Below are 24,009 nucleotides of genomic sequence, written 5' to 3' on the forward strand. Positions count from 1 at the left end.
GAACATATTGCTTCGATCGGGGGGAGTAAAGCGCGGGCGGCGAATTTGTCCAGGCGATGCCGAAATGTGATCTTCGGGACGTCGACCCCCGCCGTTGCTAGGGGAGAACGCTCTCACCGCTCGGCTCCCGCCCGGCTCGCGCCCCTCCGCCGGGCGCCCGTCGCCGTCCGCGTGAGGGAAACGCGAGGACTCCGGGCCGGGCCGTAGGGGAACCGTGAGGACCGCTCCGAGGGGCCCCCGCGAGGTGTTGCATCGCTTCCTGTGCCGCTTCCCGGCAGGCGTCCGGTCCCGGGCGTCGTCCGCTCCCCGGATGGAGTCCTCCGTGCTCGACCTCGCCTACCTCCTCGGCGTGCTCGCCCTCTTCTCGCTCATCGCTCTCGCCGCGAAGGGGGTCGAGCGGCTGGGCGGACCGCCCCCCTCGGCGACCCGCGGGACCCGCGAGAAGGAGGCGGGCCGGTGATCGTCTTCGACGCCCTCGCGGCCGTGCTGGCGCTCGCCGCCGTCGTCTACCTCGTCGCGGCCCTGATCCGACCGGAGCGCTTCTGATGGATCCGCTCCTCGCCGTCCTCCAGGTCGCGACCGTCGGCCTGGCCGTCGCCCTCCTCCACCGCCCCCTCGGCGACCACATGTTCCGCGTCTACACCTCGACGCGTGACCTCGCCCTCGAGCGCGGCGTCTACCGCCTCATCGGCGTCGACTCCGCGGGCGAGCAGAGCTGGCGCGCCTACCTCCGGGCCGTGCTGGCCTTCTCGCTCGTCGGCGTGCTCCTGCTCTACGGGATGCAGCGCCTCCAGGCGGTCCTGCCCGGCTCCCTCGGCCTGGCCGCGGTGCCGGAGGGGCTGGCGTTCAACACCGCCGTCTCGTTCGTCACCAACACCAACTGGCAGTCCTACTCCCCGGAGGCGACCCTCGGCTTCGCGGTGCAGCTCGGCGGCCTCGCCGTGCAGAACTTCGTCTCGGCGGCCGTGGGCCTGGCCGTGGCGGTGGCGCTGATCCGCGGATTCGCGCGCCGCTCCTCCGGAACGCTCGGCAACTTCTGGGTCGACCTCGTGCGCGGCACGCTGCGCCTCCTGCTGCCCCTCGCGGTGGTGGCGGCGGTCGTGATGATCGCGGGCGGCGTGATCCAGAACCTGAACGGCCCGCTGACGGTGACCACGCTCACCGGCGGCGAGCAGAGCATCCCGGGCGGCGCGGTGGCCTCGCAGGAGGCGATCAAGCTGCTCGGCACCAACGGCGGCGGCTACTTCAACGCCAACTCCGCGCATCCGTTCGAGAACCCCTCGGCGCGGGTGTCGCTGCTGCAGATCGTGCTGATCCTCGCGATCCCGTTCTCGCTGCCGCGCACCTTCGGCCGGATGGTCGGCGACGTGCGGCAGGGCCGCGCGATCCTCGCGGCGATGGCGACGATCTTCGTCGTGTCGCTCGCGGCCCTCACCGCGCTGGAGGCGGCGGGCGGAGGATCCGCGGCGCAGGCCGCCGGAGCCGCGATGGAGGGCAAGGAGACGCGCTTCGGCATCGCCGGCTCCGCCCTCTACGCGACCGCCTCGACGCTCACCTCGACCGGCGCCGTCAACGCGATGCACGACTCCTTCACCGCGCTCGGCGGCATGCTGCCGATGCTCAACATGATGCTCGGCGAGGTCGCCCCCGGCGGCGTCGGCTCGGGCCTCTACGGGATGCTCGTGCTCGCGGTGCTGGCCGTGTTCGTCGGCGGGCTGCTGGTCGGCCGGACGCCCGAGTACCTGGGAAAGAAGCTCGGCCCGCGCGAGATCAAGCTCGCGAGCCTCTACATCCTCGTGACGCCGACGCTCGTGCTGGCCGGCACGGCCCTGAGCTTCGCGATCCCGGCGGTGCGGGAGGACGTGGAGAGCACGTCGATCCTGAACCCCGGGCTGCACGGGCTCTCGGAGGTGCTCTACGCCTTCACCTCCGCGTCCAACAACAACGGCTCGGCGTTCGCGGGGCTGACGGCGAACACGCCCTGGCTCAACACGGCGCTCGGCGTCGCGATGCTCCTGGGCCGCTTCCTCCCGATCCTGCTGGTGCTCGCCCTGGCCGGCTCGCTCGCGGCGCAGTCGCCGGTGCCCTCCAGCGCCGGCACGCTGCCCACCCACCGGCCGCAGTTCGTCGGCCTCCTCGTGGGCGTCACGGTCGTCGTGACCGCGCTCACCTACTTCCCCGTACTCGCGCTGGGCCCCCTGGCGGAAGGACTGCGACTCCGATGACCACTGCACTCACCGAGGCCCCCGCGGAACCCGCGCGCCCCACCCGCGCCGCCCTCGGGCCGCGCCAGCTCGCCGCCGCGCTCCCCGGAGCGCTGCGCAAGCTCGATCCGCGCCTGATGTGGCGCAACCCCGTGATGTTCATCGTCGAGGTCGGCGCCGCGCTGACCACGGTGCTGGCGATCGCCGAGCCGTTCCTCGGCGGGCCGGAGGAGTCGGGCGGATCGACGGTGCCCGGCACCTTCACGGCCGGCATCGCGATCTGGCTCTGGCTCACCGTGGTGTTCGCGAACCTCGCGGAGTCGGTGGCCGAGGGCCGCGGCAAGGCGCAGGCCGAGAGTCTGCGCGCCACCCGCACCAGCACTCCGGCCCGGCGCGTGGTCGACTACGACCCCGCGGACCCCTCCGCCCTGTCGGCCCGCCTGGTCGAGGTCTCCTCGGCCGAGCTGCAGCTGGGCGACGTGGTCGTGGCGGAGGCGGGCGACCTCGTCCCCGGCGACGGCGACATCGTCTGGGGCATCGCCTCCATCGACGAGTCGGCGATCACGGGCGAGTCGGCGCCGGTCGTCCGCGAGAGCGGGGGCGACCGCAGCGCGGTGACGGGCGGCACGCGAGTGCTCTCGGACCGGATCGTGGTGCGGATCACCTCCCGGCCGGGTGAGACCTTCGTCGACCGGATGATCGGCCTGGTCGAGGGCGCGTCGCGGCAGAAGACGCCGAACGAGATCGCGCTCGACATCCTCCTGGCGAGCCTCTCGATCGTGTTCGTCGTGGTCGTGCTGACCCTGAACCCGATCGCCTCGTTCGCAGGAGCCTCCGTGAGCGTCCCGGTGCTGGTCGCCCTGCTCGTCTGCCTCATCCCGACCACCATCGGCGCCCTCCTCTCGGCCATCGGCATCGCCGGCATGGACCGGCTCGTGCAGCGCAACGTGCTCGCGATGTCCGGCCGGGCGGTGGAGGCGGCGGGCGACGTCACGACGCTCCTGCTCGACAAGACGGGGACCATCACCTACGGCAACCGCCGCGCGGTGGCGTTCCTCCCCCTCGACGGAGTGGCGCAGGCCGCCCTCGTCGACGCGGCCGCCTCCTCCTCGCTCAGCGACCCGACACCCGAGGGGAGGTCGATCGTCGACCTCGCGGGCGACTCGGGCCGCCCCGCCGTCGAGCCCGCTCAGGCCGCCGTGGTGCCGTTCACCGCGCAGACCCGGATGAGCGGGCTCGACCTCCCCGACGGCTCCTCCATCCGCAAGGGCGCCGGCTCGGCCGTGCGCGCCTGGGTGGAGGAGGAGGGGCCGCTGCCGTCCGCGGTCGCGGCGCGCCTCACGGTGCTCGTCGACGGCGTCTCGGAGAGCGGCGGCACGCCCCTGGTCGTCGCGGTGAAGGACGCCCACGGCGCCCGCCTGCTCGGCGTCGTGCACCTGAAGGACGTGGTGAAGGACGGGCTCGCCGAGCGCTTCTCGGAGCTGCGCGCGATGGGCATCCGCACCGTGATGATCACGGGCGACAACCCGCTGACCGCGAAGGCGATCGCGGCGGAGGCGGGAGTCGACGACTACCTCGCCGAGGCGACCCCCGAGGACAAGCTCGCCCTGATCCGGCGCGAGCAGGAGGGCGGCGCGCTGGTCGCGATGACCGGCGACGGCACCAACGACGCCCCGGCCCTCGCGCAGGCCGACGTGGGCGTGGCGATGAACACCGGCACCTCGGCGGCGAAGGAGGCGGGCAACATGGTCGACCTCGACTCCGACCCCACCAAGCTCATCGACATCGTGCGGATCGGCAAGCAGCTGCTGATCACCCGCGGCGCGCTCACCACGTTCTCGATCGCGAACGACGTGGCGAAGTACTTCGCGATCATCCCGGCGATGTTCGCGGGGGTCTTCCCCGGGCTCGCGGTGCTGAACGTGATGCAGCTGCACTCGCCGGCCTCGGCGATCCTCTCGGCGATCGTGTTCAACGCGCTGGTGATCGTCGTGCTGATCCCGCTCGCGCTGCGGGGAGTGGCGTACCGCCCGGTCGCCGCCTCGCGCATCCTCAGCCGCAACCTCCTGGTCTACGGGTTGGGCGGAGTGATCGCTCCGTTCCTCGGGATCAAGCTCGTCGACCTGATCGTCGCCGCGATCCCCGGCTTCTGACCCGCCCGTCCCGACCACCGAAGACAGAGAGAAGAGACCATGTTCCGTCCCTACGGTGTCGCGCTGCGCGCGATGATCGTGCTCACCGTGCTGCTGGGAGCGGCGTACCCGCTCGCGGTGCTCGGGATCGGGCAGCTCGCCCTGCCCGCCCAGGCGAACGGCTCGCTGCTGCACCAGGACGGCGCGGTGATCGGCTCGTCGCTGATCGGCCAGTCGTTCACGGACGCCGACGGAGCGCCCCTGCCGGAGTGGTTCCAGTCGCGTCCCTCCGCCGCGGGCTACGACGCCGCGGCCTCCACCGGCAGCAACCTCGGCCCCGAGAACGCCGACCTGGTCGCGTCCGTCGAGGAGCGCCGGGCCGCGATCGCGGCCTTCGAGGGCGTCGACCCGGCCGCGGTGCCGGCCGATGCGCTGACCGCCTCCGCCTCGGGGCTCGACCCCGCGATCAGCCCCGCCTACGCGCAGCTGCAGGCGCCCCGCGTCGCCGCCGCCCGCGGGCTCGACGTGAGCGCCGTGCGCGCGCTGGTCGAGGAGCACACCGCGGGCCGCGAGCTCGGGTACCTCGGCGAGCCGACGGTGGACGTGCTCGAGCTCAACGCCGCTCTCGCGCGGCTGTGACTGCTCCGGTGGCGCCTCCGGCTCGTAGAATCGCGATCGGCTCGTCGGGACCGTCCGATCGAGCGGATCGACGCCGGTCCCGCGAGCCCGGGGCGCCCAGGCGCCGCGAGCACGAGGGGAGGCCGGGAGCATGACGAAGGGCCGCCTGCGCGTGCTCCTCGGAGCCGCGCCCGGAGTGGGCAAGACCTACACGATGCTCGAGGAGGGCCGCCGGCTCGCCGCCGAGGGCCGCGACGTCGTGGTGGCCGTGGTCGAGACGCACGGCCGCTCCGCCACCGCCGCGATGGTCGAGGGGCTGGAGGTCGTGCCGAGGAGGGCCGTCGAGCACCGCGGCGTGCTGCTCGACGAGATGGACCTCGACGCGGTGCTCGCCCGCCGGCCCGACGTCGCGCTGGTCGACGAGCTCGCGCACACCAACGCCCCCGGCTCCCGGCACGAGAAGCGCTGGGAGGACGTCAGGACGCTCCTCGACGCCGGCATCACCGTCTTCTCGACCGTGAACATCCAGCACATCGAGTCGCTCAACGACGTGGTGCACGCGATCACCGGAGCACCGCAGCGCGAGACGATCCCGGACGCGGTCCTCCGCGCCGCCGATCAGATCGAGGTCGTCGACCTGGCGCCCCAGGCGCTGCGCGACCGCCTCGCCGACGGCCGCGTCTACCCGCCCGAGCGCATCGACGCCGCGCTGTCCAACTACTTCCGGCTCGGCAACCTGACCGCCCTGCGCGAGCTCGCGCTGCTCTGGCTCGCCGACGAGGTCGACAGCGCGCTCCGCGACTACCGCGTCGAGCACGGCATCGACAGCACCTGGGAGGCGCGCGAGCGCGTGGTCGTGACCCTCACCGGCGGGCCGGAGGGGGAGACCCTGCTGCGGCGCGGCGCGCGGATCGCGGCCCGTGCCTCCGGGGGCGACCTGCTCGCCGTGCACGTGGTGACCCCCGACGGCCTCCGCACCCCGCGCCCGCACGTGCTCGAGGCGCAGCGGGTGCTGGTCGAGAAGCTCGGCGGCAGCTACCACCAGGTGGTCGGCGAGGACGTGCCGCGCACGCTGGTCGAGTTCGCCCGCTCGGTGAACGCGACGCAGCTGGTGATCGGCGTGAGCAGGCGGAGCCGTCTCGCCTCGGCGCTGACGCCCGGCACCGCGTCGACGGTGATCCGCGAGTCCGGCAACATCGACGTGCACATCGTCAGCCACTCCGCCGCCGGGCGCACCGCGGTGCTGCCGAGGCTCGACGGGGCCCTGACGCTGCGGCGCCGCCTCCTGGGACTGGCCCTCGCCCTCGTGGGCGGCCCGCTGGTGACCTGGCTGCTCTCGAGCCTCCGCAGCGACGAGTCGATCACGAGCGACGTGCTCTCGTACCAGCTGCTGGTGGTGGTGGTCGCGCTGGTCGGCGGGCTCTGGCCGGCCCTCTTCGCGGCCGTGCTCTCGGGGCTGACCCTCGACTTCTTCTTCGTCGATCCGCTCTACACGATCACCGTCGACGAGCCTCTGCACGCGCTGGCGCTGGTGCTCTACGTGCTCAACGCGGCGCTCGTCAGCGCCGTGGTCGACCGCGCGGCCCGGCGGGCGCGGGCCGCCAAGCGGTCGGGGGCGGAGTCGGAGCTGCTGGCGACGATCGCGGGCGGCGTGATCCGCGGGCAGGGGGCGCTGCAGGCGATCCTCGAGCGCTCGCGCGAGGCGTTCGGGCTGACCGGCGTGCGGCTGCTGCGCGGCGGCGAGCTCGTCGCGGCCGACGGCGAGCCGCAGCCGGAGGGCGATCCCGCGCGCATCGCGGTGGGCGAGGGCGCGGTGCTCGAGCTGCACGGCCGCGAGCTGGAGGGGAGCGAGCGGCGGCTGCTCCAGGTCGTCGCCGCCCAGCTGGACTCGGTGCTCGAGAACGCGGCTCTCAGCGAGACGGCCAGCTCCCTCGCTCCGCTGGCCGAGACCGACCGGGTGCGCAGCGCCCTGCTGTCGGCCGTCAGCCACGACCTGCGCCGGCCCCTCGCCGCGGCCACCGCGGCCGTCAGCGGACTGCGCTCGCCCGAGGTGGTCTGGAGCGAGCGCGACCGGGAGGAGCTGCTCGCCACCGCCGACGAGAGCCTCACCGTGCTGGCCGCGCTGGTCACCGACCTGCTCGACGTGACGCGGCTGGAGGCGGGGGCGCTCGCCGTGGCGCTCGCCCCGCTCGACGCCGCCGACGTGGTGCTCCCCGCGCTCGACGAGCTCGGGCTCGGTCCCGGCGAGGTCGACCTCGACCTCGATCCGGAGGGCCCGGCGCTGCTCGCCGACGCCGTGCTGCTGCAGCGCGTCGTGGTCAACCTGCTCGCGAACGCCGTCCGCTACGCGCCGTCCGGCACCCGGGTGCGCGTGGCCGCCAGCGCCTTCGGCGGGAGCGCGCAGCTGCGGATCGTCGACCACGGCCCCGGGGTGCCCGAGGAGCGCCGCGCCGAGATCTTCGTGCCGTTCCAGCGACTCGGCGACGACGACAACCTGACGGGCCTGGGCCTCGGCCTCGCGCTCTCGAAGGGGTTCACGGAGGGGATGGGCGGCACGCTCGAGACGGAGGACACTCCGGGGGGCGGGCTGACGATGGTGGTGACGCTGCCGCTGGCGCCGGAGACTGCTGCCGCTGCTCCTGCGGTTCACGTCGCTCCGGCCGCCCCGCACGACGGCGGGTCGGGCACCGCTCCGCACGAGGACTCCGGAGGAGCCGCATGAAGATCCTGATCGCCGACGACGACCCGCAGATCCTGCGCGCCCTGCGCATCACGCTCACCGCCCGCGGATACGACGTGGTGACGGCCGGCGACGGCACCGAGGCGATCAACCGCGCGGTGGACGAGCATCCGGACCTCTACATGATCGACCTCGGCATGCCACGGCTCGACGGGGTCGAGGTCATCCACGGACTGCGCGGCTGGACGAGCGCGCCGATCCTGGTGGTGTCGGGACGGACGGGCGCGGCCGACAAGGTGGGCGCGCTCGACGCCGGCGCGGACGACTACGTCACCAAGCCGTTCTCGATGGACGAGGTGCTCGCGCGCATCCGAGCCCTCTCACGGCGGGTGCAGCCGGCCGACGGCGAGCCGCTGGTCGTGATCGGCGAGGTCACCGTGGACCTGGTGGCCAAGAGCGCGACGCGGGACGGCGTCTCCGTGCGGCTGACTCCGACGGAGTGGCAGGTGCTCGAGATCCTCATCCGCAACGCCGGCAAGCTGGTCACCCGTCGCTCGCTGCTGGCCGAGATCTGGGGCCCCGCGCACGTCACCGACACCGGCTACCTGCGCCTCTACCTCGCCCAGCTGCGCAAGAAGCTCGAGCCCGACCCCGCGCATCCGCGGCACCTGCTGACCGAGGCCGGCATGGGCTACCGCTTCGTGCCCTGACCGGCCTCTGCTCAGCGGGGGAACCCCGGACCGTCGAGGGGGCCCGCTGGTCGTGGCTCCCGCGACGGTCCGGGATCGCCTCGGCGGAGGGGGGCAGGTCACCAGTCGTGGACGGTGCCGTCGGCTAGGCGGTTGAAGGGCAGGTACGCGCGCACGTAGGGGTACTTCCCGGCGGCGTCGACGTCGAGCTCCACGCCCAGACCGGGGGCGTCGCCCGGGTGCAGCCGTCCCTCGCTCCAGGTGAACGACTGCTGGAAGACGCTGTCGGTCCGCTCGCCGTGCTTCATGTACTCCTGGATCCCGAAGTTGTGGATCGCCAGGCCCAGGTGCATCGCGGCCGCCATGCCCACCGGGGAGACGTCGGTGGGTCCGTGCATCCCGGACTTGATCTGGTACTGCGCGGCGTGGTCGAGGATCCTCCGGAGGTGGGAGACGCCTCCGGTGTGCGTGACCGCGCTGCGGATGTAGTCGATCAGCTGCTCGCGGATGAGGAGCTGGTAGTCCCAGACGGTGTTGAAGACCTCGCCGATCGCCAGGGGCGTGGTGGTGTGCTGCCGGACGAGGCGGAGGGCCTCCTGGTTCTCGGCGGGCGTGCAGTCCTCGAGCCAGAAGAGGTCGTACGGCTCGAGGGACTTGCCGAGGGCCGCGGCCTGGATCGGCGTCATCCGGTGGTGGCCGTCGTGGAGGAGGGGGAGCCCCGGTCCGAACTCGTTGCGGACGGCCTCGAAGACGCGGGGGACGTGGCGCAGGTAGGCGCGGGTGTCCCAGTCCTCCTCGGTCGGCAGGCCGCCGCGCTGCGCCGGCTCGTGGTCGTAGCGCACGCCGGCGTTGCCCTCGAGGACGGCGTTGGAGGCGATGCCGTAGATCGAGGTCAGTCCCGGCACCGCGGTCTGCACGCGGATCGCGCGGTACCCCTGCTCCTGGTGCTCGCGGATGCTGTCGAACAGCTCCGCGTCCGTCCGCCCGGACGCGTGGCCGTAGGCGAGCAGGCCGGTGCGGGACGCGCCTCCGAGCAGCTGGTAGAGCGGCATGCCCGCGGCCTTGCCCTTGATGTCCCAGAGGGCGGTGTCGACCGCCGCGATCGCCGCCATCGTGACCGGCCCGCGGCGCCAGTAGGACGACCGGTAGAGGAACTGCCAGGTGTCCTCGATGCGCGAGGCGTCGCGGCCGAGGAGCAGCGGCACGACGTGGTCGGCGAGATAGGAGACCACGGCGAGCTCGCGGCCGTTGAGGGTCGCGTCGCCGAGGCCGGTCAGCCCGTCGTCGGTCGTGAGCTTGAGGGTGACGAAGTTGCGGTCGGGACTGGTGACGACGACCTCGGCCTTGTCGATCTTCATGGGATGCCTTTCGTGGTAGGGGATCGGGTCAGGGGTTCCGGCCGGGAGCGCGGTCCATCGAGAACGCGGCGGTCGAGAGGCCGGGCGCCACGGGCGCGGCCTGTCCCGTGCTCTCGCGGCGCTCGGCGATCTCGGCGACGATCTGCGCGTGCCGGCGGTCGGTCAGCGGGTAGAACGCCATGATCAGCACCGCGAGCAGGGCCGCGACGGCCGGGATGAGGCCGGCGGCGGCGCGGATGCCCCACTCGGCGTGCTCGCTCTGCTCCGCGGCGCCGGCCACGTAGCCGCCCCAGGCCAGCGCGTACGCGGCGAGGGCGCCTCCGACCGCCTGGCCGGTCTTGCGGGTGAAGGAGAACAGAGCGTAGATCGTGCCCTCGGAGCGGATGCCGGTCTTCCACTCGCCGTACTCGACGGTGTCGGCCTCGATGGCCCAGACGAGCATGTTGACGAGCTGGATGCCGACGTAGGCGAGGACCAGTCCGCCGAAGCCGACCGCCACCGCGTCGCCCGGGGCGAGGAAGACCACCGTCCCGCCGCTGATCAGGACCGCGACTCCGGCCATGTAGGCGTTGCGCTTGCCGAACCGCCGCACGATCGTCGGGACGAGGGCGGCCAGGCCGAAGGTCAGGGCGAGCTGGATCAGCGACATCGCGGCGTAGAGCTGGACCGATCCGAGCACGTCGCGCAGGTAGTAGAGCTGCACGGTCTGGAGCGCGAGCGTCCCGGTGAGGAACAGGAACGAGCTGAGGCAGAGGAAGAGCAGCGGCCGGTTGGAGCGGAGGGTCGTCATGCTCTGACGGAACGTGACGTGCGCGACGTCGCGCTGGACGCGCTCCTTCGCGGTCAGGATCGTGAAGAGGTAGAGCGCGGAGCCGACGACGACGAAGCTCAGCGTGACGATCGAGAAGAGCGACTGCAGATCGGCGCCGGGCACGACCAGCGGGGCCATGAAGGTGCCGAGCCCGGCCCCCACGATCGCGCCGCCGATGGCGCGGGCGCTGGCGAGCTTCGCGCGCTCGGTGCCGACCTGCGTCATCGCTCCGGCGAGCGAGCCGTAGGGGATGTTGACGAGGCTGTAGGCGAGGCCGAGCGCGGCGTAGCTCAGGTAGGCGTAGAGCAGGGTTCCGCTCTCGCCGATCTGCGGGACGGAGAAGGTCGCGGCCGAGAGCAGCAGGAGCGGGACCGACCCGAACATCAGGAAGGGCCGGAACTTGCCGAAGCGCCTGCTGTAGGTGCGGTCCACGACCCGGCCGGCGAAGACGTCGGCGAACGCGTCGAAGATCCGCACGACGAGCAGCAGCGTGCCCGCCGCGGCCGCGGAGATCCCGGCGACGTCGGTGTAGTAGACGAGCAGGAACATCGTGGCGGTGGTGAAGGCGAGGTTGTTCGCCGTGTCGCCGGCGCCGTAGCCCACGATGCTCAGCTTCGAGAGCTTCTCAGCGGCGGGCGCTCCGGGCGCGGTGGTGCGGGGGATCATGCGGGCTCCTTTACCCGGGCGCGGACCCGTCGGGATCCGCGCCGCATCGAGACGGTGCGAGGGTGGCAATCGGTTGCCGACGACGCCGGAAGGCGCCGCGCGGAGAGGCGGGGTGGAGGTCTAGGCCGCCTGAGCGGCGACCGCGGCGACGAGGGCCGGGTCGTCGGCGAGGCGCGGGTCGACGAGCCGCAGCAGCGCCTCGACGGGCCGGGCGGAGCCGAGGGCGCGGTCGAGGGCGGGGCGCTGCGCGTCGGGCAGGCGGTCGCCCTGGAGCAGCAGTGCGATCCAGTCGGCGACGGCACGGAGGGAGGCGGCTCCGCCGTGTCCGCCCGCGCGCTCGGCGAGGAGCACGGGCACGATCCGGATGCGGAGCTTGGCGGTCGCGTCGGCGCCGATCTGCTCGAGCCGGTGCTCGATCCGGGGGTTGCCGAAGCGCTCGAGGAGGGCGGCGCAGTAGGCGTCCGCGTCGAGACCGGCGGGGAGGCCGGCCGCCGCCTCCGCCCAGAACGCCTCGACGGCGCTCCGGCAGGCGGGGTCGGCGATCGCCTCCGCGACGGTGGCGAGGCCGCGCCGGCGGCCGGTGGCGGCGAGGAGCGTGTGCGCGCCGTTGAGGAGTCGCAGCTTGCGCCGCTCGAAGGGCTCGATGTCGTCCACGAAGCGGGCTCCGGCGCGCTCCCAGGCGGGCCGGCCGGCGGGGAAGCCGCCGCAGAGGACCCAGTCGCGGAACGGCTCGGTCACGACGGACGCGGCGTCGCTGATGCCGGTGAGCTCGGCCGCCGCCTCCCGGTCCGCCGCCGTGGCGGCCGGAGTGATCCGGTCGACGGAGGTCGACACGAACGAGACGGTTCGGTCGATCCAGTCGGCGAGCGACGGGTCGAGCCGCTCGGCGAGCAGGAGCAGCCCACGGCGCACGAGAGGGCCGTTGCCGGAGAGGTTGTCGCAGGGGACGACGGCGAGCGGGCCGGAGCCGGCGTCGCGCCGGGCGGTGAGGCCGAGGAGGAGGCGGCCGAGCGCGGTCGTCGGCGCTCCTCCCGATCGGAGGGCGGCGAGGTCGCTCCGGACGGCGGGGTCGTCCAGGTCGAGGCCGCCGTCCGCGGCGAGACGGTACCCGGCCTCCGTGATCGTCAGCGTGACGATCGCCGTCGCCGGAGCCGCGACGAGCTCGACGAGACGCGCGACGTCCGCGCCGTCGACCGCCTCGACGATGCTGCCCACGACCGTCGCCGAGTCGCCCTCCGGTCCGCGCTCGATCAGCGTGAACAGGCCGTCCTGCGCGGCGAGCTCCTCGGCCGCGCGGGGGCTCCGGCCGGTGAATGCGGCGATGCCCCATTCGTGGTCGTCGTCGACGGCGTGCGTGTACCAGGCCTGGTGCGCTCGGTGGAAGGCGCCGAGGCCGAGGTGGACGATGCGGACGGGAGCCGCCGGCAGGCCCGCGGACGCGCGATCGAGACCGCCTCCTCCGCCGTGCCCGCTCACAGCTTGAAGACCTTCCGCGGCTGGGCGTCGACGAGGTCCAGGATGACGGCGCTCGCCGTCTCGGAGTCGATGCGCCCCTCGGCGACCAGGCGCGCGAGGAACGCGGCGTCCAGCCTCCGCGCCATGTCGTGACGGGCCGGGATGGAGAGGAACGCGCGGGTGTCGTCGATGAAGCCGGAGCTCCGCGAGAAGCCGGCGGTCTCCGTCACGGCGGCGCGGAAGCGCAGCACCGCGTCGGGCGCGTCGAGGAACCACCACGGCGCTCCGAGGAACACCGACGGGTAGTAGCCGGCGAGGGGAGCGAGCTCGCGCGAGTGAGTGCTCTCGTCGATCCCGAAGAGGACGAGGTGGAAGCCCGGTGCGTTGCCGAGCTCCTGCAGCAGCGGGCGGAGGGGCTCGGCGAACCGGGTCGCGACGGGGATGTCGTGGCCGGTGTCGGGACCGAAGCGCTCGAAGGTCGGCCGATCGTGGTTGCGCAGCACGCCGGCGTGGACGGTCATCACCAGGCCGTCGTCGACGCTCATGCGGGCGGACTGCAGCAGCAGGTGGGCGGCGAGGACGCGGCTGCCCTCGGCGTCGATCGTGCCGGCGCGGGCGCGGGCGAAGAGGGACTGCGCCTCGGCGGGGTCGAGGTCGACGGTCAGCGGCTCCAGCACTCCGTGGTCGGCGGAGACGGCGCCGTGGTCGAGGAAGTACCGGCGACGGGCGCGGAGGGCCTCGAGGAATCCGGGGAAGCTCGACTCCTTCGTTCCGGTGGCGGCGGCCAGGGCGGCGACGCGCTCGGGCCAGCCGGGGGTGGAGGGATCGAGGTAGGCGTCGGGGCGGAAGGTCGGCAGCACCCGGCCCGGGAACGCCGGATCCTCCGCCAGAGCCCGGTGAACGGCCAGGTCGTCCAGCGGATCGTCGGTCGTCGCCAGCACCTCGATCCCGAACCGCTCGAAGAGCGCCCGCGGGCGGAAGGCGGCGGACGACAGCCGGGCCCCGATCGCCGCGAAGAGGGCGTCGGCGGTGGAGGCGTCGGGCTGCTCGGTGATGCCGAACTGCTCGGCGAGGATCGACTGGAGCCAGTAGCCCGAGGCGGTTCCCGCGAAGATCCGCCAGTGCGCGCAGAACGTGCGCCACACCTCCTCCGGGCCGGCGAGGCGCTCGCCTCCCGGGATGCCGAGATCGCCGAGGTCGATCCCGGCGGAGTGGAGCAGACGGGTGACGTAGTGGTCGTGCCGGAGGAAGAGCTCGGACGCGTCGGCGAAGGGGCGGTCCTCGAGCAGGAGGCGCGGATCCACGTGCCCGTGCGGGGAGAGGATCGGCAGGTCGGCGACGCTCGCGTGGAGATCGCGGGCGATCGCCCGGGTCGTCGGGTCGATCGGCAGGAGTCGGTCGGGATCGTTCAGCAGCTTCGTCGGCACGGGGCCATCCAAGTATGGGTGCCGAGAAGTGTCAACCGATTGCCAGAGGTGTCGCACCGGATGGCGCACCGGGCGCGGACCGGGGTCAGGAGTCGCGGCGGGGCCCCGTCGAGGCGCGCGGGACGAACTCCGTCGGCAGGTCGTCGGCCCGCTCCGGAGGCTCCTCATCGCCGAGCACCCGGCGGACCGCCCGCTCGCCCATCCGGCCCAGCGGTGCGCTGATGGTCGACAGTGGCGGCGAGGTGAAGTCGCTCCCGAAGATGTCGTCGAAGCCGATGATGCTGAGCTGCTCCGGGATCGCGACGCCCGACTCCTGAGCCGCGCGCATCAGTCCGATGGCGACCAGGTCGTTGTAGGCGATCACCGCGCCGACGCCGGAGGCGGTCACCCTCGCGAGCGCGCTCCTCCCGCCCTCGAGGGTCGAGACGCCCGGCCCGATCTCGACGACCGTCATGCCCCGCTGCGGAGCGCGGTCGAGGAGGAGCTCCCATCGCGCGGCGCTCATCCACGAGTCGGGCGGACCGGCGATGAAGGCGAGGGAGCGGTGGCCGAGGGCCGCGAGGTGGTCGAGCGCGGCGTCGATCCCGGGGGCGAGATCGGGCACGATCCCCGCGACGCCGGGGACCACGCGGTTGAGGACGACGACGGGGATGCGCCCGGCCAGCGCGATGATCTCCTCGTCGCTGAGGCGGGTGCTGACGAGGACGAGCCCGTCGGTGGAGGCGGCGATGCGGTCGGCCGCCTCGGCCTCGCGCTCCCCGGACTCCTGCGACTCGGCGAGGATCATCGTGAAGCCGCGGAGCGACGCCGCCCGCTCCGCTCCGCGCACGGCGGGGAAGAAGGCCGGGTTGGTGATGTCGGCCACCAGCAGCCCGAGGGTCGAGGTGCGGCCCGTCGGCAGCGCGCGCGCCATCGGGTTGAGCCGGTAGCCCAGCTCCTTGGCGGCGGCGCGGATCCGCTGCTCGGTCGCGGCGTTCAGCCGTCCGGGCGTGCTCAGCCCGCGCGAGACGGTGGAGGGGGCGACGCCGGCGAGTCGGGCGACGTCGTAGATCGTCGTCGCGGAGCGGCCGCGGCGTCTCGCGGCGGAGGGGCCGGTGGGCGCGTCTTCGCTGGGCACGATCGCGGTCTTCTCTCGAGGGGCACGGCGGCGGACGGGGCGCCGTCCGCCGCCCATGCTGCCACAGGGCCGAGAAGCCCGCCCGGCCCGTCGCTCGCGTCCGGGTCGGGCCGGATCGGGGAGTCCGCGCTCCGGGAGGCCGCCGTCACCGGCCGGCCGCCCACCGCTCCGGACCTGTCCAGCGCGGCTCTGCCCCGTCAGCTCCGCTCCGGGAACGCCCCCTCCTCGCGGATGCGCTCGTTGAGCGCCGCCAGGAACACGCCCTCGTCGAGGTCGAGCGGTACCTCGCGTCCCGTCCAGCTCGAGTAGTGGATGGCGTTGGCGAGCCGGACCCCGAGGATCCCCTCCGCCCCGGGTGCGAGCAGCGGCGTGCCGTGCAGGATGCTGTCCGCGAAGTCCTGCAGGACGGCCGTGTGCTGCTCGCCCCAGACCGACGCCGACTCGATCCGCTCCGTCGTGGAGAGGCCCGCGGTGTCGTAGCGACCGCCGAGCAGGAGGCCCACGTCCTCGGCGCTGAGGGCGGCGCTGACCTCGCGCTCGGGGGCGTTCAGCCGGGTGATCGTCGCGACCCGGGAGTCGTCGACGACGATCCGGCCGCGGTCGCCGATGATCTCGAGGCGGTCGGTGCCGATCGGGTCGTGCGTCGTGGTGACCAGCACACCGGTCGTGCCCCCGCCGAAGTCGGCGAGCACCGTCACCTCGTCCTCCACCGCGATGTCGCGGCACCGCCCGTAGCCGGCCTTCGCGACCACCGACTCCGGCACTCCGCACAGCCACTGCCACAGGTCGAGCTGGTGGGGCGCCTGGTTGACCAGGACGCCTCCGCCCTCGCCTCCCCAGGTCGCGCGCCACGCGCTCTGGTCGAAGTAGGCCTGCGGCCGCCACCAGGTCGTGATGATCCAGTTCGAGCGCAGGATCCGGCCGATCCCGCCCTCGTCGACGACCTCCTTGAGCCGGCGGTAGAGCGGGTTAGCCCGCTGGTTGAACATGATCGCGAAGCGCTGCCCGGGACGGGCGGCGGCGGCCTCGTTCAGCTCCGCCACCTGCGCGGCGTAGACGCCCGCCGGCTTGTCGACCAGCACGTGCAGCCCGTGCTCGAGAGCGTCGATGCCGATCCCGGGGTGGAGGTAGTGCGGAGTGCAGACGACGACGGCGTCGACCTCCCCGCTCGCGAGGAGGGAGCGGTGGTCGGCGTGGAAGGACGCTCCGGGCGCGAGCGCGGCGGCCGCCGCCTCCCGGGCGGGGTCGACGTCGGCGACGGCGGTGACGACGAGGTCGCGCACCCTGCCGTCGGCGAGGAAGCGGGCGTAGGAGGAGCCCTGGGCGCCGAATCCGATGATGCCGAGGCGGACGGTGGTCATGGGAGGAGTCCTTCGTTCGGGGTGGAGTGGGGGATCCGCGCGGGCGCGCTCGGGGCGTAGGCGGCCTGGACGATCGCGAGCGACCTCGCCGCCTCGCGGGGCGAGATCCAGAAGGGCTCGTCCTCGCCGAGGCGGGCGTAGAAGTCGTGCACGAGCAGCTCGTGCGAGGCGCCCCAGTACGAGCGCCCGCCGGATCGGCGCTCCGTGTCCGGGACGACCTCGACGGATCCGTCGTCGCGCCGCACGGTGAGGGCACCGCGCAGCGAGACGGTGGCGCGCTCGGTGCGCAGGCGGAGCTCGACCGGCTCGTCCCACGCGTTCGCCACGGTCGCGTAGAGGACGCTGCGCGCGCCGGAGGCGTGGGTGAGCACCAGGTCGGCGGTGTCCTCGACCTCGATCGGAAGCAGGCGCGTGGAGGCGGAGCCGCTCACCGCGACCACCTCGCCGAGGAGCCACTGCAGGAGGTCGACGGTGTGGATCGCCTGGTTCATCAGCATCCCGCCGCCGCCCTCGGCCCGCATCCCGCGCCAGGGGCGGTCGAGGTAGTAGCCGGGAGTGCGGTGCCAGAGCACGGTCGCGGCCGCACCCGTCACGGCGCCCAGGGAGCCGGACACCAGCAGCTCGCGGAGGCGCTGCACGGGCGGGTTGTAGCGGTTCTGGAAGCAGACGCCGATGCGCGCCCCGCCCCGCTCGGCCGCGGCGATCACCTGCTCGCCCTCGGCGACGGAGGAGGCGAGCGGCTTCTCGAGGAGCACCGCGACGCCGCGGTCCAGGGCCGCGACCGCCAGCGCGGCGTGCGTGCTGTGCGGAGTGCAGACGTGCACGACGTCGGGGCGGACGGAGTCGAGCATCCGGACCGCCTCGGGGAAGCCCGGCACCGCGTGCCTCTCGGTGGCCGCGGCGAGCCGGCCCGGGTCGGTGTCGCAGACCGCCACCAGCTCCGCGCCGGGTGCGGTGCCGATCGCCGCGAGGTGGACGGAGGAGATGTCGCCGCAGCCGATCACCGCCGCGCGGACGCTCATCGCAGGTCGATCCCGAGCGAGGAGGCGAGCCCCCGGAAGGCCCGAGCGGCCACTCCGAACGACTCGGGGCCGGAGAATCCGCCGAGGGCGTCCGTGATCGCGAGGTGCGGCTCCAGCGAGGCGACGCCCGTCCAGCCGTCGTCGCGCAGGGCGGTGAGCGTCTCGCGCAGCTGGCCGTCGCCCTCGCCGGCGGGCACCACGGTGCCGGTCGCGGCCACCGCGTCCTTCACCTGCAGGTAGTCGACGTAGGGCCGCAGCGCCGTCCAGCCGTCGTCGAAGGGCCGCACCCCGCACTGCACGAAGTTCGCGTTGTCCCAGGCGAGGCGCAGGGCGGGCGAGCCGACGGACTCGACCAGGTCGAGGATCCGCTCGGGGACGTCGCCGTAGATGTCCTTCTCGTTCTCGTGCAGCAGCACCACGCCCTCGCGCTCGGCTCGATCGGCGAGTCTGCGCATGCGCAGCAGGACGTCGTCGCGGATGCTCTCGACCGGCACTCCCTCGCCCCGGTAGAACGAGAAGACGCGGATGCTCGGCGTGCCGAGGGCGTGCGCGGCGCGGATGACGCGGTCGAGGCGCGCCACCTCGAGCTCGGGGTCGAGGGCGACGGCGACCTTGCCGATGGGCGAGGCGACGGCCGAGACGGACTGGCCGCCGCGCTCGAGCACGGCGGCCAGGCGGGCGAGGCGCTCGTCGTCGAGGTCGACGACGTTCCGGCCCCAGGCGCTGCGCACCTCGATGCTGTGCGCGCCGAGCGCTCGGAGGACGGCGACCTGGACGACCGGGTCGGGGTCGATCTCGTCGCCGAAGCCGGAGAGGGTCCAGGGCGCGGGGTTCTCGGATGCGGTCGTCGCGGGTGCGGTCGTCGCGGGTGCGGTGGTCACGGTGGTGCCTCGTTCTCGTCGTCGGGAACCGGCGGGCAGGAGCGCCGCCGTGCCACGACCATACGCGTATTGGCAACCGATTGACAAGATCGGAGGCGCGCCTCTACCGTCGGGGGCGTTCCGGGCCGCGGAGACGCCGGCCCCCACCGCGACCGGGAGGACTGCCGTGACCAGGATCGGCGTGCAGGCGATGATGCTGAAGGACGCGTTCGCCTCGGCGGGCGCCTTCGCGACGCTCCGGGAGGTCCGAGCGATCGGCTACCGGTCGGTGGAGATCTCGCAGATCCCGCTGACGGCGGCCACCGTGGCCGAGCTGCAGCGGGCGCGGGACGAGCTCGGCGTCGAGATCGCGGCGATCTCGGCGGGCCTGGCACCGGGGGACTCCCCGGGCGCCGCGCTCGAGGGCGGGCTCGCCGGGATCGTCGCCGACGCCCGCGCGCTCGGCACGCGCACGGTCCGGATCGGCATGCTGCCCGCCTCCGCGGCGGCCTCGCCGGCCGCTCTGCTCGACTTCGCCGACCGCTGCCAGGCCGCCGCGGCGAGGCTCCGCGACGACGGGCTGCGGCTGCTGCTCCACAACCACCACCACGAGTTCGCGCGGCACGGCGGCCGCCTCCTGCTCGACGTCGTCGCCGACCGGGCTCCGCTGCTGGGGCTCGAGCTCGACGTGCACTGGGTGCAGCGGGGCGGGCTCGATCCCGTGACGACGCTGCGCCGGTACGGGGAGCGCGTCGCCCTGGTGCACCTGAAGGACTACCGGGTCGGGCCGCCCGCCGATGTGTCCGGCGGGTGGTCCGTGCACGCCTTCACCTCGAACGTGCAGTTCGCCGAGGTGGGGGAGGGAAACCTCGACTTCCCGGGGATCATCGGGACGAGCCTCGCGCTCGGCGTCGACCATCTCCTCGTCGAGCAGGACGAGCGCTACGGGCGGAGCGCGCTCGACTGCCTGCGGACTTCGCACGCGAACCTCGTCGCGATGGGCTTCTCGGACCTGTTCTGAGGAGCGGCCGAGGCTCCTCCCCAGGGATCGGAGCGGCCCGTTCTCCACCGCTCAGGGGCCCGGGTCCCCGCCGCGTCGGGCGCGACGGCATGCTCGACCCGTCGACGGAGGAGGTGGTGGCGGTGGTCGTTCCGGACAGTGTGCTCGGCGTGACGGCGCTCGTCGCGCTGGTGCTGTCCGGGGTGCTCCACGCCTCCGTGCGGGTCTGGGCGGCGGGGTCCCGCTGGACGACCGCACGGTCTCCGCGCGCCTGTTCAGGGCGGTCCTGGTGATCATCGCGCTCGACACGGCGTACCTCGTCGTGGCCGGCGATGAGCTCTTCGCATCCGGGCGCAGCCCCGGAGGAGAAGCAGCGGGATCCGCCGGGGTCCGCCTCTGCTCCGCAGAGCGGAGGACAATGGAGGGACCCCCAGCGAAGGAGACCACCGTGGATCAGCCGCGCATGAACGTCGAGTCGTTCAACCTCGACCACCGCACCGTCGCAGCGCCGTACGTGCGCCTCGCCGACGCGAAGACGCTGCCCGGAGGCGACCACCTCGTCAAGTACGACGTGCGCTTCACCCAGCCCAACCGCGGGCACCTCGAGATGCCCACCGTGCACTCGCTCGAGCACCTATTCGCCGAGAAGTCCCGCAACCACTCCGACCGCGTGATCGACTTCTCGCCGATGGGCTGCCAGACCGGCTTCTACCTGCTCCTCTCGGGCGAGCCCGAGCTCTCCGAGGTGCTCGGCCTGGTCGAGGCGACGCTCCAGGACATCACCGAGGCCGACGAGGTCCCGGCCGCCAACGAGACGCAGTGCGGCTGGGGCGCCAACCACTCCCTCGAGGGGGCGCAGGAGGCGGCGCGCACGTTCCTCGCGCACCGCTCGGAGTGGGAGACGGTCACCGCGTGAGCACGGCGATCGTCCTGGTCGCGATGGACGAGGAGGCCGCGCCGTTCCTCGCCGCCGCGTCCAGCGCCTCCGAGCCGCGCGCCGTCGGCAACGCGCTGCAGTGGGAGCTCGAGCTCGACTCCCGCGCGGTGCTGCTCGTCCGCACCGGCATCGGCCTCGTCAACGCGGCCGGCGGTCTCACCGCAGCGATCCTGCGGGAGGCCGGCGAGCGGCCGCTCGTGGTGAGCGCGGGGACCGCCGGCGGCCTGGGCGCCGACGTCCGCGTGGGCGAGGTCGTGATCGGCGCCGAGTACGTGCAGACCGACGCCGATGCGCGGGCGTTCGGCTACGCGCTCGGGCAGGTCCCGGGGATGCCCGCCCGCTACTCCGGGGACGACGCGGCGCTCGCCGCGGAGCTCGAGCTGCCCGAGGGGCCGGAGGTGCGCCGCGGCCTGATCGTCTCGAGCGACGTCTTCGTCTCCAGCGCCCACGTGGACCGCGTGCGGAGCGACTTCCCCGGCGCGCTCGCCACCGACATGGAGTCGGTCGCGCTCGCGCAGACGGCGCACGTGCACGGGCTGCCGTTCGTCTCGGTCCGCGGGATCTCGGACCTCTGCGCCCCCGGCGAGTTCGAGGCGCACGTCGACGACGCGGCCGATCGCTCCGTCGCCGTGGTGCGGGCGCTGCTGCGCGGGCTCGGCGACCGGGACTGATGGACGGGCGGCCCTCCACGACAGCGCGGAAGGGCCGCCCGGCGGTCAGTCGTTGCCGACGTGCTGGTCGCCGGCCTCCTGGGCCTTGTCGACCTGGCCGGCGAACTTCCCGCCGGTCGCGGAGTCGGCGGCGTCGCCCGCCTTGTCGAGTCCCTTGTCGGTCAGCTCCTCGCCCTTGTCGCTGTTCACGGCGTTCTTCGCCTTGTCCGCGAGTCCTCCGAGATCCACCATGGGGTCGTTCCTTCCGTCGATGAGCGCCCGTCGAGCAACGGGCCGCCGCCAGTCTCCGCCGCTCGGCGAGGATCTGCGCGGGGTTGCGTCTCACGGCCGCGCCGAGGACGATGCGCCTCCGGCCCGGCCCGTCAGCCCGCTGCGCCGAGCCCCGTCACCGCACCGGCGATCGCCGTCGTCTCCTCGCCGTCCGGCCAGCGCAGCCGCACGCCCGGCTCCGTGACGACGCTCCCCACCGCGGCCGTCGCGGTCCAGGGTGTGCCCATCCTCGACTCCCCCCGCCGGTCGGCGGTGATCATCGCGAAGCCGGGGAAGCAGCCGAGCCAGTCGGCGGTGCCGGCCGCCTCGGGGACGGGGACCGCCGCGAGGTCGATCACCGCTCCTCCTCCGCTGGCCTCGGCGAGCATGCCGACCGTCCCCACCAGCCCGGCCATGCTCACGTCCTTCGCCGCCCTCGGCCGCGCGAGTCCGACGGAGGCGGCCATCGCCCGGAGCTCCTCCGCGCGCCGGGACGACGTCGAGTCCCACTGGGCGCCCGCGAAGCCGGGCCGCCAGCCGCCGCCGAGGTCGGCCGTCAGCGAGAGCTCGTCGCCCGGAGCGGCGGCGCCCGGCACCGGCGCCGCGGTACGGCCGAGACCGGTGACGCTCAGGGCCGCCGGCACTCCGAGCTGGGTGTGCCCGCCGAGCACGGGGACGCCCCAGGCGGCGGAGGCGGCCCGCAGCCCGCTCACGATGCGCGCGGCGGCGGCCGCGTCGCGAGCGCCGATCGCGTCCATCAGCCCGATGCCGGTCGCGCCCATCGCGGTGAGGTCGTTGACGTTGACCAGCACCGAGCACCACCCCGCCCACTCCGGGTGGCGCTCCACCATGGACGGGACGATCGCGTCGCAGACGGCGATCAGGTCGCTGCCCGGGACCGGTGCTCCGTCGTCGCCGACGAAGCCGGCCCCACCGAGGCCCCCCTCGGCCGCCAGCGGAGCCAGAAGGGCGCCGAGGGCCGCCTTGGCCGCGGTGGCCGCCCGGTCGAGCCGGTCGACCGGCCAGCGCATCCGGGCGTGCTCGACTCCGGCGACGGTGCTCGTGCCGATCCTCCGCCAGCCGAGCCGCCGGAACAGCACCTCGTTGCGCAGCTGCACCGAGGCCTCGAAGCGGAGCACCCCGCGCGCCTCCGCCTCCGCGCAGGCCGCGCGCACGAGGGCGGCACCGATCCCGGAGCCGCCCCGCGCCTCGCGCGCCACCACCAGGCGGCTGCCGGTCCACCAGCCCAGATCGCGTCCGCCGCCGACAGGCGCGATCCGGACCCCGCCGAGCACCGCGCCGTCCGGAGCCACCGCGACGAGCACCACCGAGCGCGGATCGTCGTCGGCGTCGTCGTGGTCGTCGCCCGCGAACAGCCCCTGCTCGGCGACGAAGACCTCGCGCCGCAGGGCCCGGTGCGCGGCGAGCTCGCGCTCCTCCGCCCGCACCACCGTGAACGCAGGCGCGACCCGAACACCCTCGAGGATCGAGAGCTCCACCATCAGGCGCCGGCCGTCTTCAGGACGCCGCAGGCCCCGCACGCCGCGCAGCCCGCACTCTGGCCGCTGCTCAGCATCCCGGCCTCGATCAGGAGCGCGGCGACCTCGGCGCTGACCCGCTCCAGCAGTGACCCGGCCGGCGGGAGCACGTGGTCGACCTCGGTCGCCAGGGTCCCGCGCAGCGGACGGAAGGGCACCACGAAGGGGTAGACCCCCATCCCGATCAGCTCGCGGGCGCTCGTGACCAGCTCGTCCGGGTCCTCGCCGAGGCCCACCAGGAGGTAGGTCGAGACCTGGTTGCGGCCGAAGATCCGCACCGCCTCGCGCCACGCCCAGCGGTACTCGTCCAGGCTGACCCGCGCCTTGCCCGGGGTCCAGCGCTGCCGCACCGCGTCGTCCATCGACTCCACGTGGATGCCGATCGAGACGGCGCCCGCGTCCTTCAGCGCCTGCAGCGCCGAGACGTCGGAGGGGGGCTCGCACTGGACCTGGATCGGCAGCCCGGGGACCGCCGCGAGCACCGCGCGGACGCAGCGCGCGAGGTGGGCCGCTCCGCGGTCGCGGCCCTTGGAGGTGCCGGTGGTCATCACCATCTGGCGCACGCCGTCGAGGCGGACCGCCGCCTCCGCGACCTCGGCGAGCTGGGCCGGGGTCTTGACCGCGATGGTCGCACCGGCTTCGAGCGAGGCCTCGATCGCGCAGAAGCGGCAGCGCTCCGCCTCGTCGTAGCGCATGCAGGTCTGGACGACGGTGGTCGCGAGGATGTCACGGCCGTGCAGCCGGGCGATCTTCTCGTAGGAGACGCCGTCGGCGGTGTCGAGATCGTAGAAGCGCGGGCGGCGGACGGGAGTCACGTCCAGGCCGATGTCGGCGCCCTCGAGCAGGAGGCGGTTCCCGCTCACCACGTAGGGGCTGTCGGGGTTCACCGGGATCGCGGCGCCCAGGCCGCCGAGCATCACGTGCCCGTCGTCGCTCGGGCCGGCGCCGGCCTCGCGGTGCACCGGTGCCTCGACGCGGATGCCCTGCAGGGCGATGTCGACGCGGGTGCGGAGGGCGGAGGGGCCGGTGCGGCGGATCCCGGTCGAGTGCGCCCCGCCCGGGGAGTGCGCCCCGCCGACCGGGTGCGGGCCGGCGGCCGGGTGCGCCGCACCGGTTGCCGGCGGCGAGGACGCGGGGGAGGGACTGCGGAGATCGGTCACGAGGACTCCTTCGTGGCACCGCGGAGCGGGCCGGACGGGCCGCGCACAGCGGCG

Annotated in this window: 21 protein-coding genes; 10 read left to right on the top strand and 11 right to left on the bottom strand. The window is 73.9% G+C overall.

Features of this window, described 5'->3' with window-relative positions:
* Window positions 1-310: 310 nt before the first annotated feature.
* The 7 genes from C5C53_RS16940 to C5C53_RS01005 all read left to right on the top strand — a co-directional run bounded on the left by C5C53_RS16940 (window position 311) and on the right by C5C53_RS01005 (window position 8,344).
* Window positions 311-460: a hypothetical protein gene (locus tag C5C53_RS16940; protein WP_167299012.1), complete on the top strand. Its 150-nt coding sequence runs from the start codon at window positions 311-313 to the stop codon at window positions 458-460.
* Window positions 457-546: a K(+)-transporting ATPase subunit F gene (gene kdpF / locus C5C53_RS00980; protein ID WP_068209492.1), complete on the top strand. Its 90-nt coding sequence runs from the start codon at window positions 457-459 to the stop codon at window positions 544-546. Before C5C53_RS16940 ends, kdpF begins: the two co-directional genes overlap by 4 nt.
* Window positions 546-2,225 carry a potassium-transporting ATPase subunit KdpA gene (kdpA, locus tag C5C53_RS00985; protein WP_104266574.1) on the top strand — a complete coding sequence of 560 codons (1,680 nt, stop codon included), beginning with the start codon at window positions 546-548 and terminating at the stop codon, window positions 2,223-2,225. The genes kdpF and kdpA overlap by 1 nt, the downstream gene beginning before the upstream one ends.
* Window positions 2,222-4,357, top strand: coding sequence for a potassium-transporting ATPase subunit KdpB (gene kdpB, locus C5C53_RS00990; RefSeq protein ID WP_104266575.1), 2,136 nt, complete (start codon window positions 2,222-2,224; stop codon window positions 4,355-4,357). The genes kdpA and kdpB overlap by 4 nt, the downstream gene beginning before the upstream one ends.
* 39 nt (window positions 4,358-4,396) lie before the next feature.
* Window positions 4,397-4,975: a K(+)-transporting ATPase subunit C gene (gene kdpC / locus C5C53_RS00995; protein ID WP_104266576.1), complete on the top strand. Its 579-nt coding sequence runs from the start codon at window positions 4,397-4,399 to the stop codon at window positions 4,973-4,975.
* A gap of 130 nt (window positions 4,976-5,105) precedes the next feature.
* Window positions 5,106-7,676, top strand: a complete 2,571-nt coding sequence (locus C5C53_RS01000; RefSeq protein ID WP_104266577.1) for an ATP-binding protein — start codon at window positions 5,106-5,108, stop codon at window positions 7,674-7,676.
* On the top strand, window positions 7,673-8,344 hold the full coding sequence (locus tag C5C53_RS01005) for a response regulator (RefSeq protein ID WP_104222647.1): 672 nt from the start codon (window positions 7,673-7,675) through the stop codon (window positions 8,342-8,344). Before C5C53_RS01000 ends, C5C53_RS01005 begins: the two co-directional genes overlap by 4 nt.
* Window positions 8,345-8,442: 98 nt before the next feature.
* Here C5C53_RS01005 and manD read toward each other — a convergent pair whose 3' ends face one another.
* The 8 genes from manD to C5C53_RS01045 all read right to left on the bottom strand — a co-directional run bounded on the left by manD (window position 8,443) and on the right by C5C53_RS01045 (window position 18,421).
* Window positions 8,443-9,681 carry a D-mannonate dehydratase ManD gene (gene manD / locus C5C53_RS01010; RefSeq protein ID WP_104222646.1) on the bottom strand — a complete coding sequence of 413 codons (1,239 nt, stop codon included), beginning with the start codon at window positions 9,679-9,681 and terminating at the stop codon, window positions 8,443-8,445.
* A gap of 28 nt (window positions 9,682-9,709) precedes the next feature.
* On the bottom strand, window positions 9,710-11,158 hold the full coding sequence (gene uidB, locus C5C53_RS01015; RefSeq protein WP_104233007.1) for a glucuronide transporter: 1,449 nt from the start codon (window positions 11,156-11,158) through the stop codon (window positions 9,710-9,712).
* A gap of 120 nt (window positions 11,159-11,278) precedes the next feature.
* Window positions 11,279-12,634, bottom strand: a complete 1,356-nt coding sequence (locus C5C53_RS01020; protein ID WP_258075336.1) for a mannitol dehydrogenase family protein — start codon at window positions 12,632-12,634, stop codon at window positions 11,279-11,281.
* Complete coding sequence (uxaC, locus tag C5C53_RS01025) at window positions 12,631-14,040, bottom strand: glucuronate isomerase (protein WP_258075337.1); 1,410 nt, start codon at window positions 14,038-14,040, stop codon at window positions 12,631-12,633. Before uxaC ends, C5C53_RS01020 begins: the two co-directional genes overlap by 4 nt.
* Window positions 14,041-14,125: 85 nt before the next feature.
* Window positions 14,126-15,157, bottom strand: coding sequence for a LacI family DNA-binding transcriptional regulator (locus C5C53_RS01030; RefSeq protein WP_159940282.1), 1,032 nt, complete (start codon window positions 15,155-15,157; stop codon window positions 14,126-14,128).
* A 197-nt stretch (window positions 15,158-15,354) separates the two neighbouring features.
* Complete coding sequence (locus tag C5C53_RS01035) at window positions 15,355-16,518, bottom strand: Gfo/Idh/MocA family protein (RefSeq protein WP_104266579.1); 1,164 nt, start codon at window positions 16,516-16,518, stop codon at window positions 15,355-15,357.
* The gene (locus tag C5C53_RS01040; RefSeq protein WP_104257958.1) at window positions 16,515-17,540 is read right to left on the bottom strand and encodes a Gfo/Idh/MocA family protein; all 1,026 of its coding nucleotides are present in this window, start codon (window positions 17,538-17,540) and stop codon (window positions 16,515-16,517) included. The genes C5C53_RS01035 and C5C53_RS01040 overlap by 4 nt, the downstream gene beginning before the upstream one ends.
* Window positions 17,537-18,421, bottom strand: coding sequence for a sugar phosphate isomerase/epimerase (locus C5C53_RS01045; protein WP_104266580.1), 885 nt, complete (start codon window positions 18,419-18,421; stop codon window positions 17,537-17,539). The genes C5C53_RS01040 and C5C53_RS01045 overlap by 4 nt, the downstream gene beginning before the upstream one ends.
* Window positions 18,422-18,587: 166 nt before the next feature.
* Between C5C53_RS01045 and C5C53_RS01050 the strand changes: the two genes are divergently transcribed.
* The 3 genes from C5C53_RS01050 (at window position 18,588) to mtnN (ending at window position 21,008) form a co-directional block, all read left to right on the top strand.
* On the top strand, window positions 18,588-19,421 hold the full coding sequence (locus C5C53_RS01050; RefSeq protein ID WP_258075338.1) for a sugar phosphate isomerase/epimerase: 834 nt from the start codon (window positions 18,588-18,590) through the stop codon (window positions 19,419-19,421).
* A 397-nt stretch (window positions 19,422-19,818) separates the two neighbouring features.
* The gene (locus tag C5C53_RS01060) at window positions 19,819-20,316 is read left to right on the top strand and encodes an S-ribosylhomocysteine lyase (RefSeq protein WP_308470742.1); all 498 of its coding nucleotides are present in this window, start codon (window positions 19,819-19,821) and stop codon (window positions 20,314-20,316) included.
* Window positions 20,313-21,008: a 5'-methylthioadenosine/S-adenosylhomocysteine nucleosidase gene (mtnN, locus tag C5C53_RS01065; RefSeq protein WP_258075339.1), complete on the top strand. Its 696-nt coding sequence runs from the start codon at window positions 20,313-20,315 to the stop codon at window positions 21,006-21,008. Before C5C53_RS01060 ends, mtnN begins: the two co-directional genes overlap by 4 nt.
* 45 nt (window positions 21,009-21,053) lie before the next feature.
* Here the strand turns inward: mtnN and C5C53_RS01070 are convergent, their stop codons facing one another.
* The 3 genes from C5C53_RS01070 to C5C53_RS01080 all read right to left on the bottom strand — a co-directional run bounded on the left by C5C53_RS01070 (window position 21,054) and on the right by C5C53_RS01080 (window position 23,955).
* Window positions 21,054-21,239 (bottom strand): antitoxin, encoded by a 186-nt coding sequence (locus C5C53_RS01070; protein ID WP_104222638.1) that lies wholly within the window; start codon window positions 21,237-21,239, stop codon window positions 21,054-21,056.
* A 131-nt stretch (window positions 21,240-21,370) separates the two neighbouring features.
* The gene (locus C5C53_RS01075) at window positions 21,371-22,759 is read right to left on the bottom strand and encodes an MSMEG_0567/sll0787 family protein (RefSeq protein ID WP_104222637.1); all 1,389 of its coding nucleotides are present in this window, start codon (window positions 22,757-22,759) and stop codon (window positions 21,371-21,373) included.
* Window positions 22,759-23,955, bottom strand: coding sequence for an MSMEG_0568 family radical SAM protein (locus C5C53_RS01080; RefSeq protein WP_258059779.1), 1,197 nt, complete (start codon window positions 23,953-23,955; stop codon window positions 22,759-22,761). The genes C5C53_RS01075 and C5C53_RS01080 overlap by 1 nt, the downstream gene beginning before the upstream one ends.
* Between the last annotated feature and the right edge of the window lie 54 nt (window positions 23,956-24,009).

This window comes from Rathayibacter sp. AY1E3, from assembly GCF_002932235.1.
Taxonomy (GTDB): domain Bacteria; phylum Actinomycetota; class Actinomycetes; order Actinomycetales; family Microbacteriaceae; genus Rathayibacter.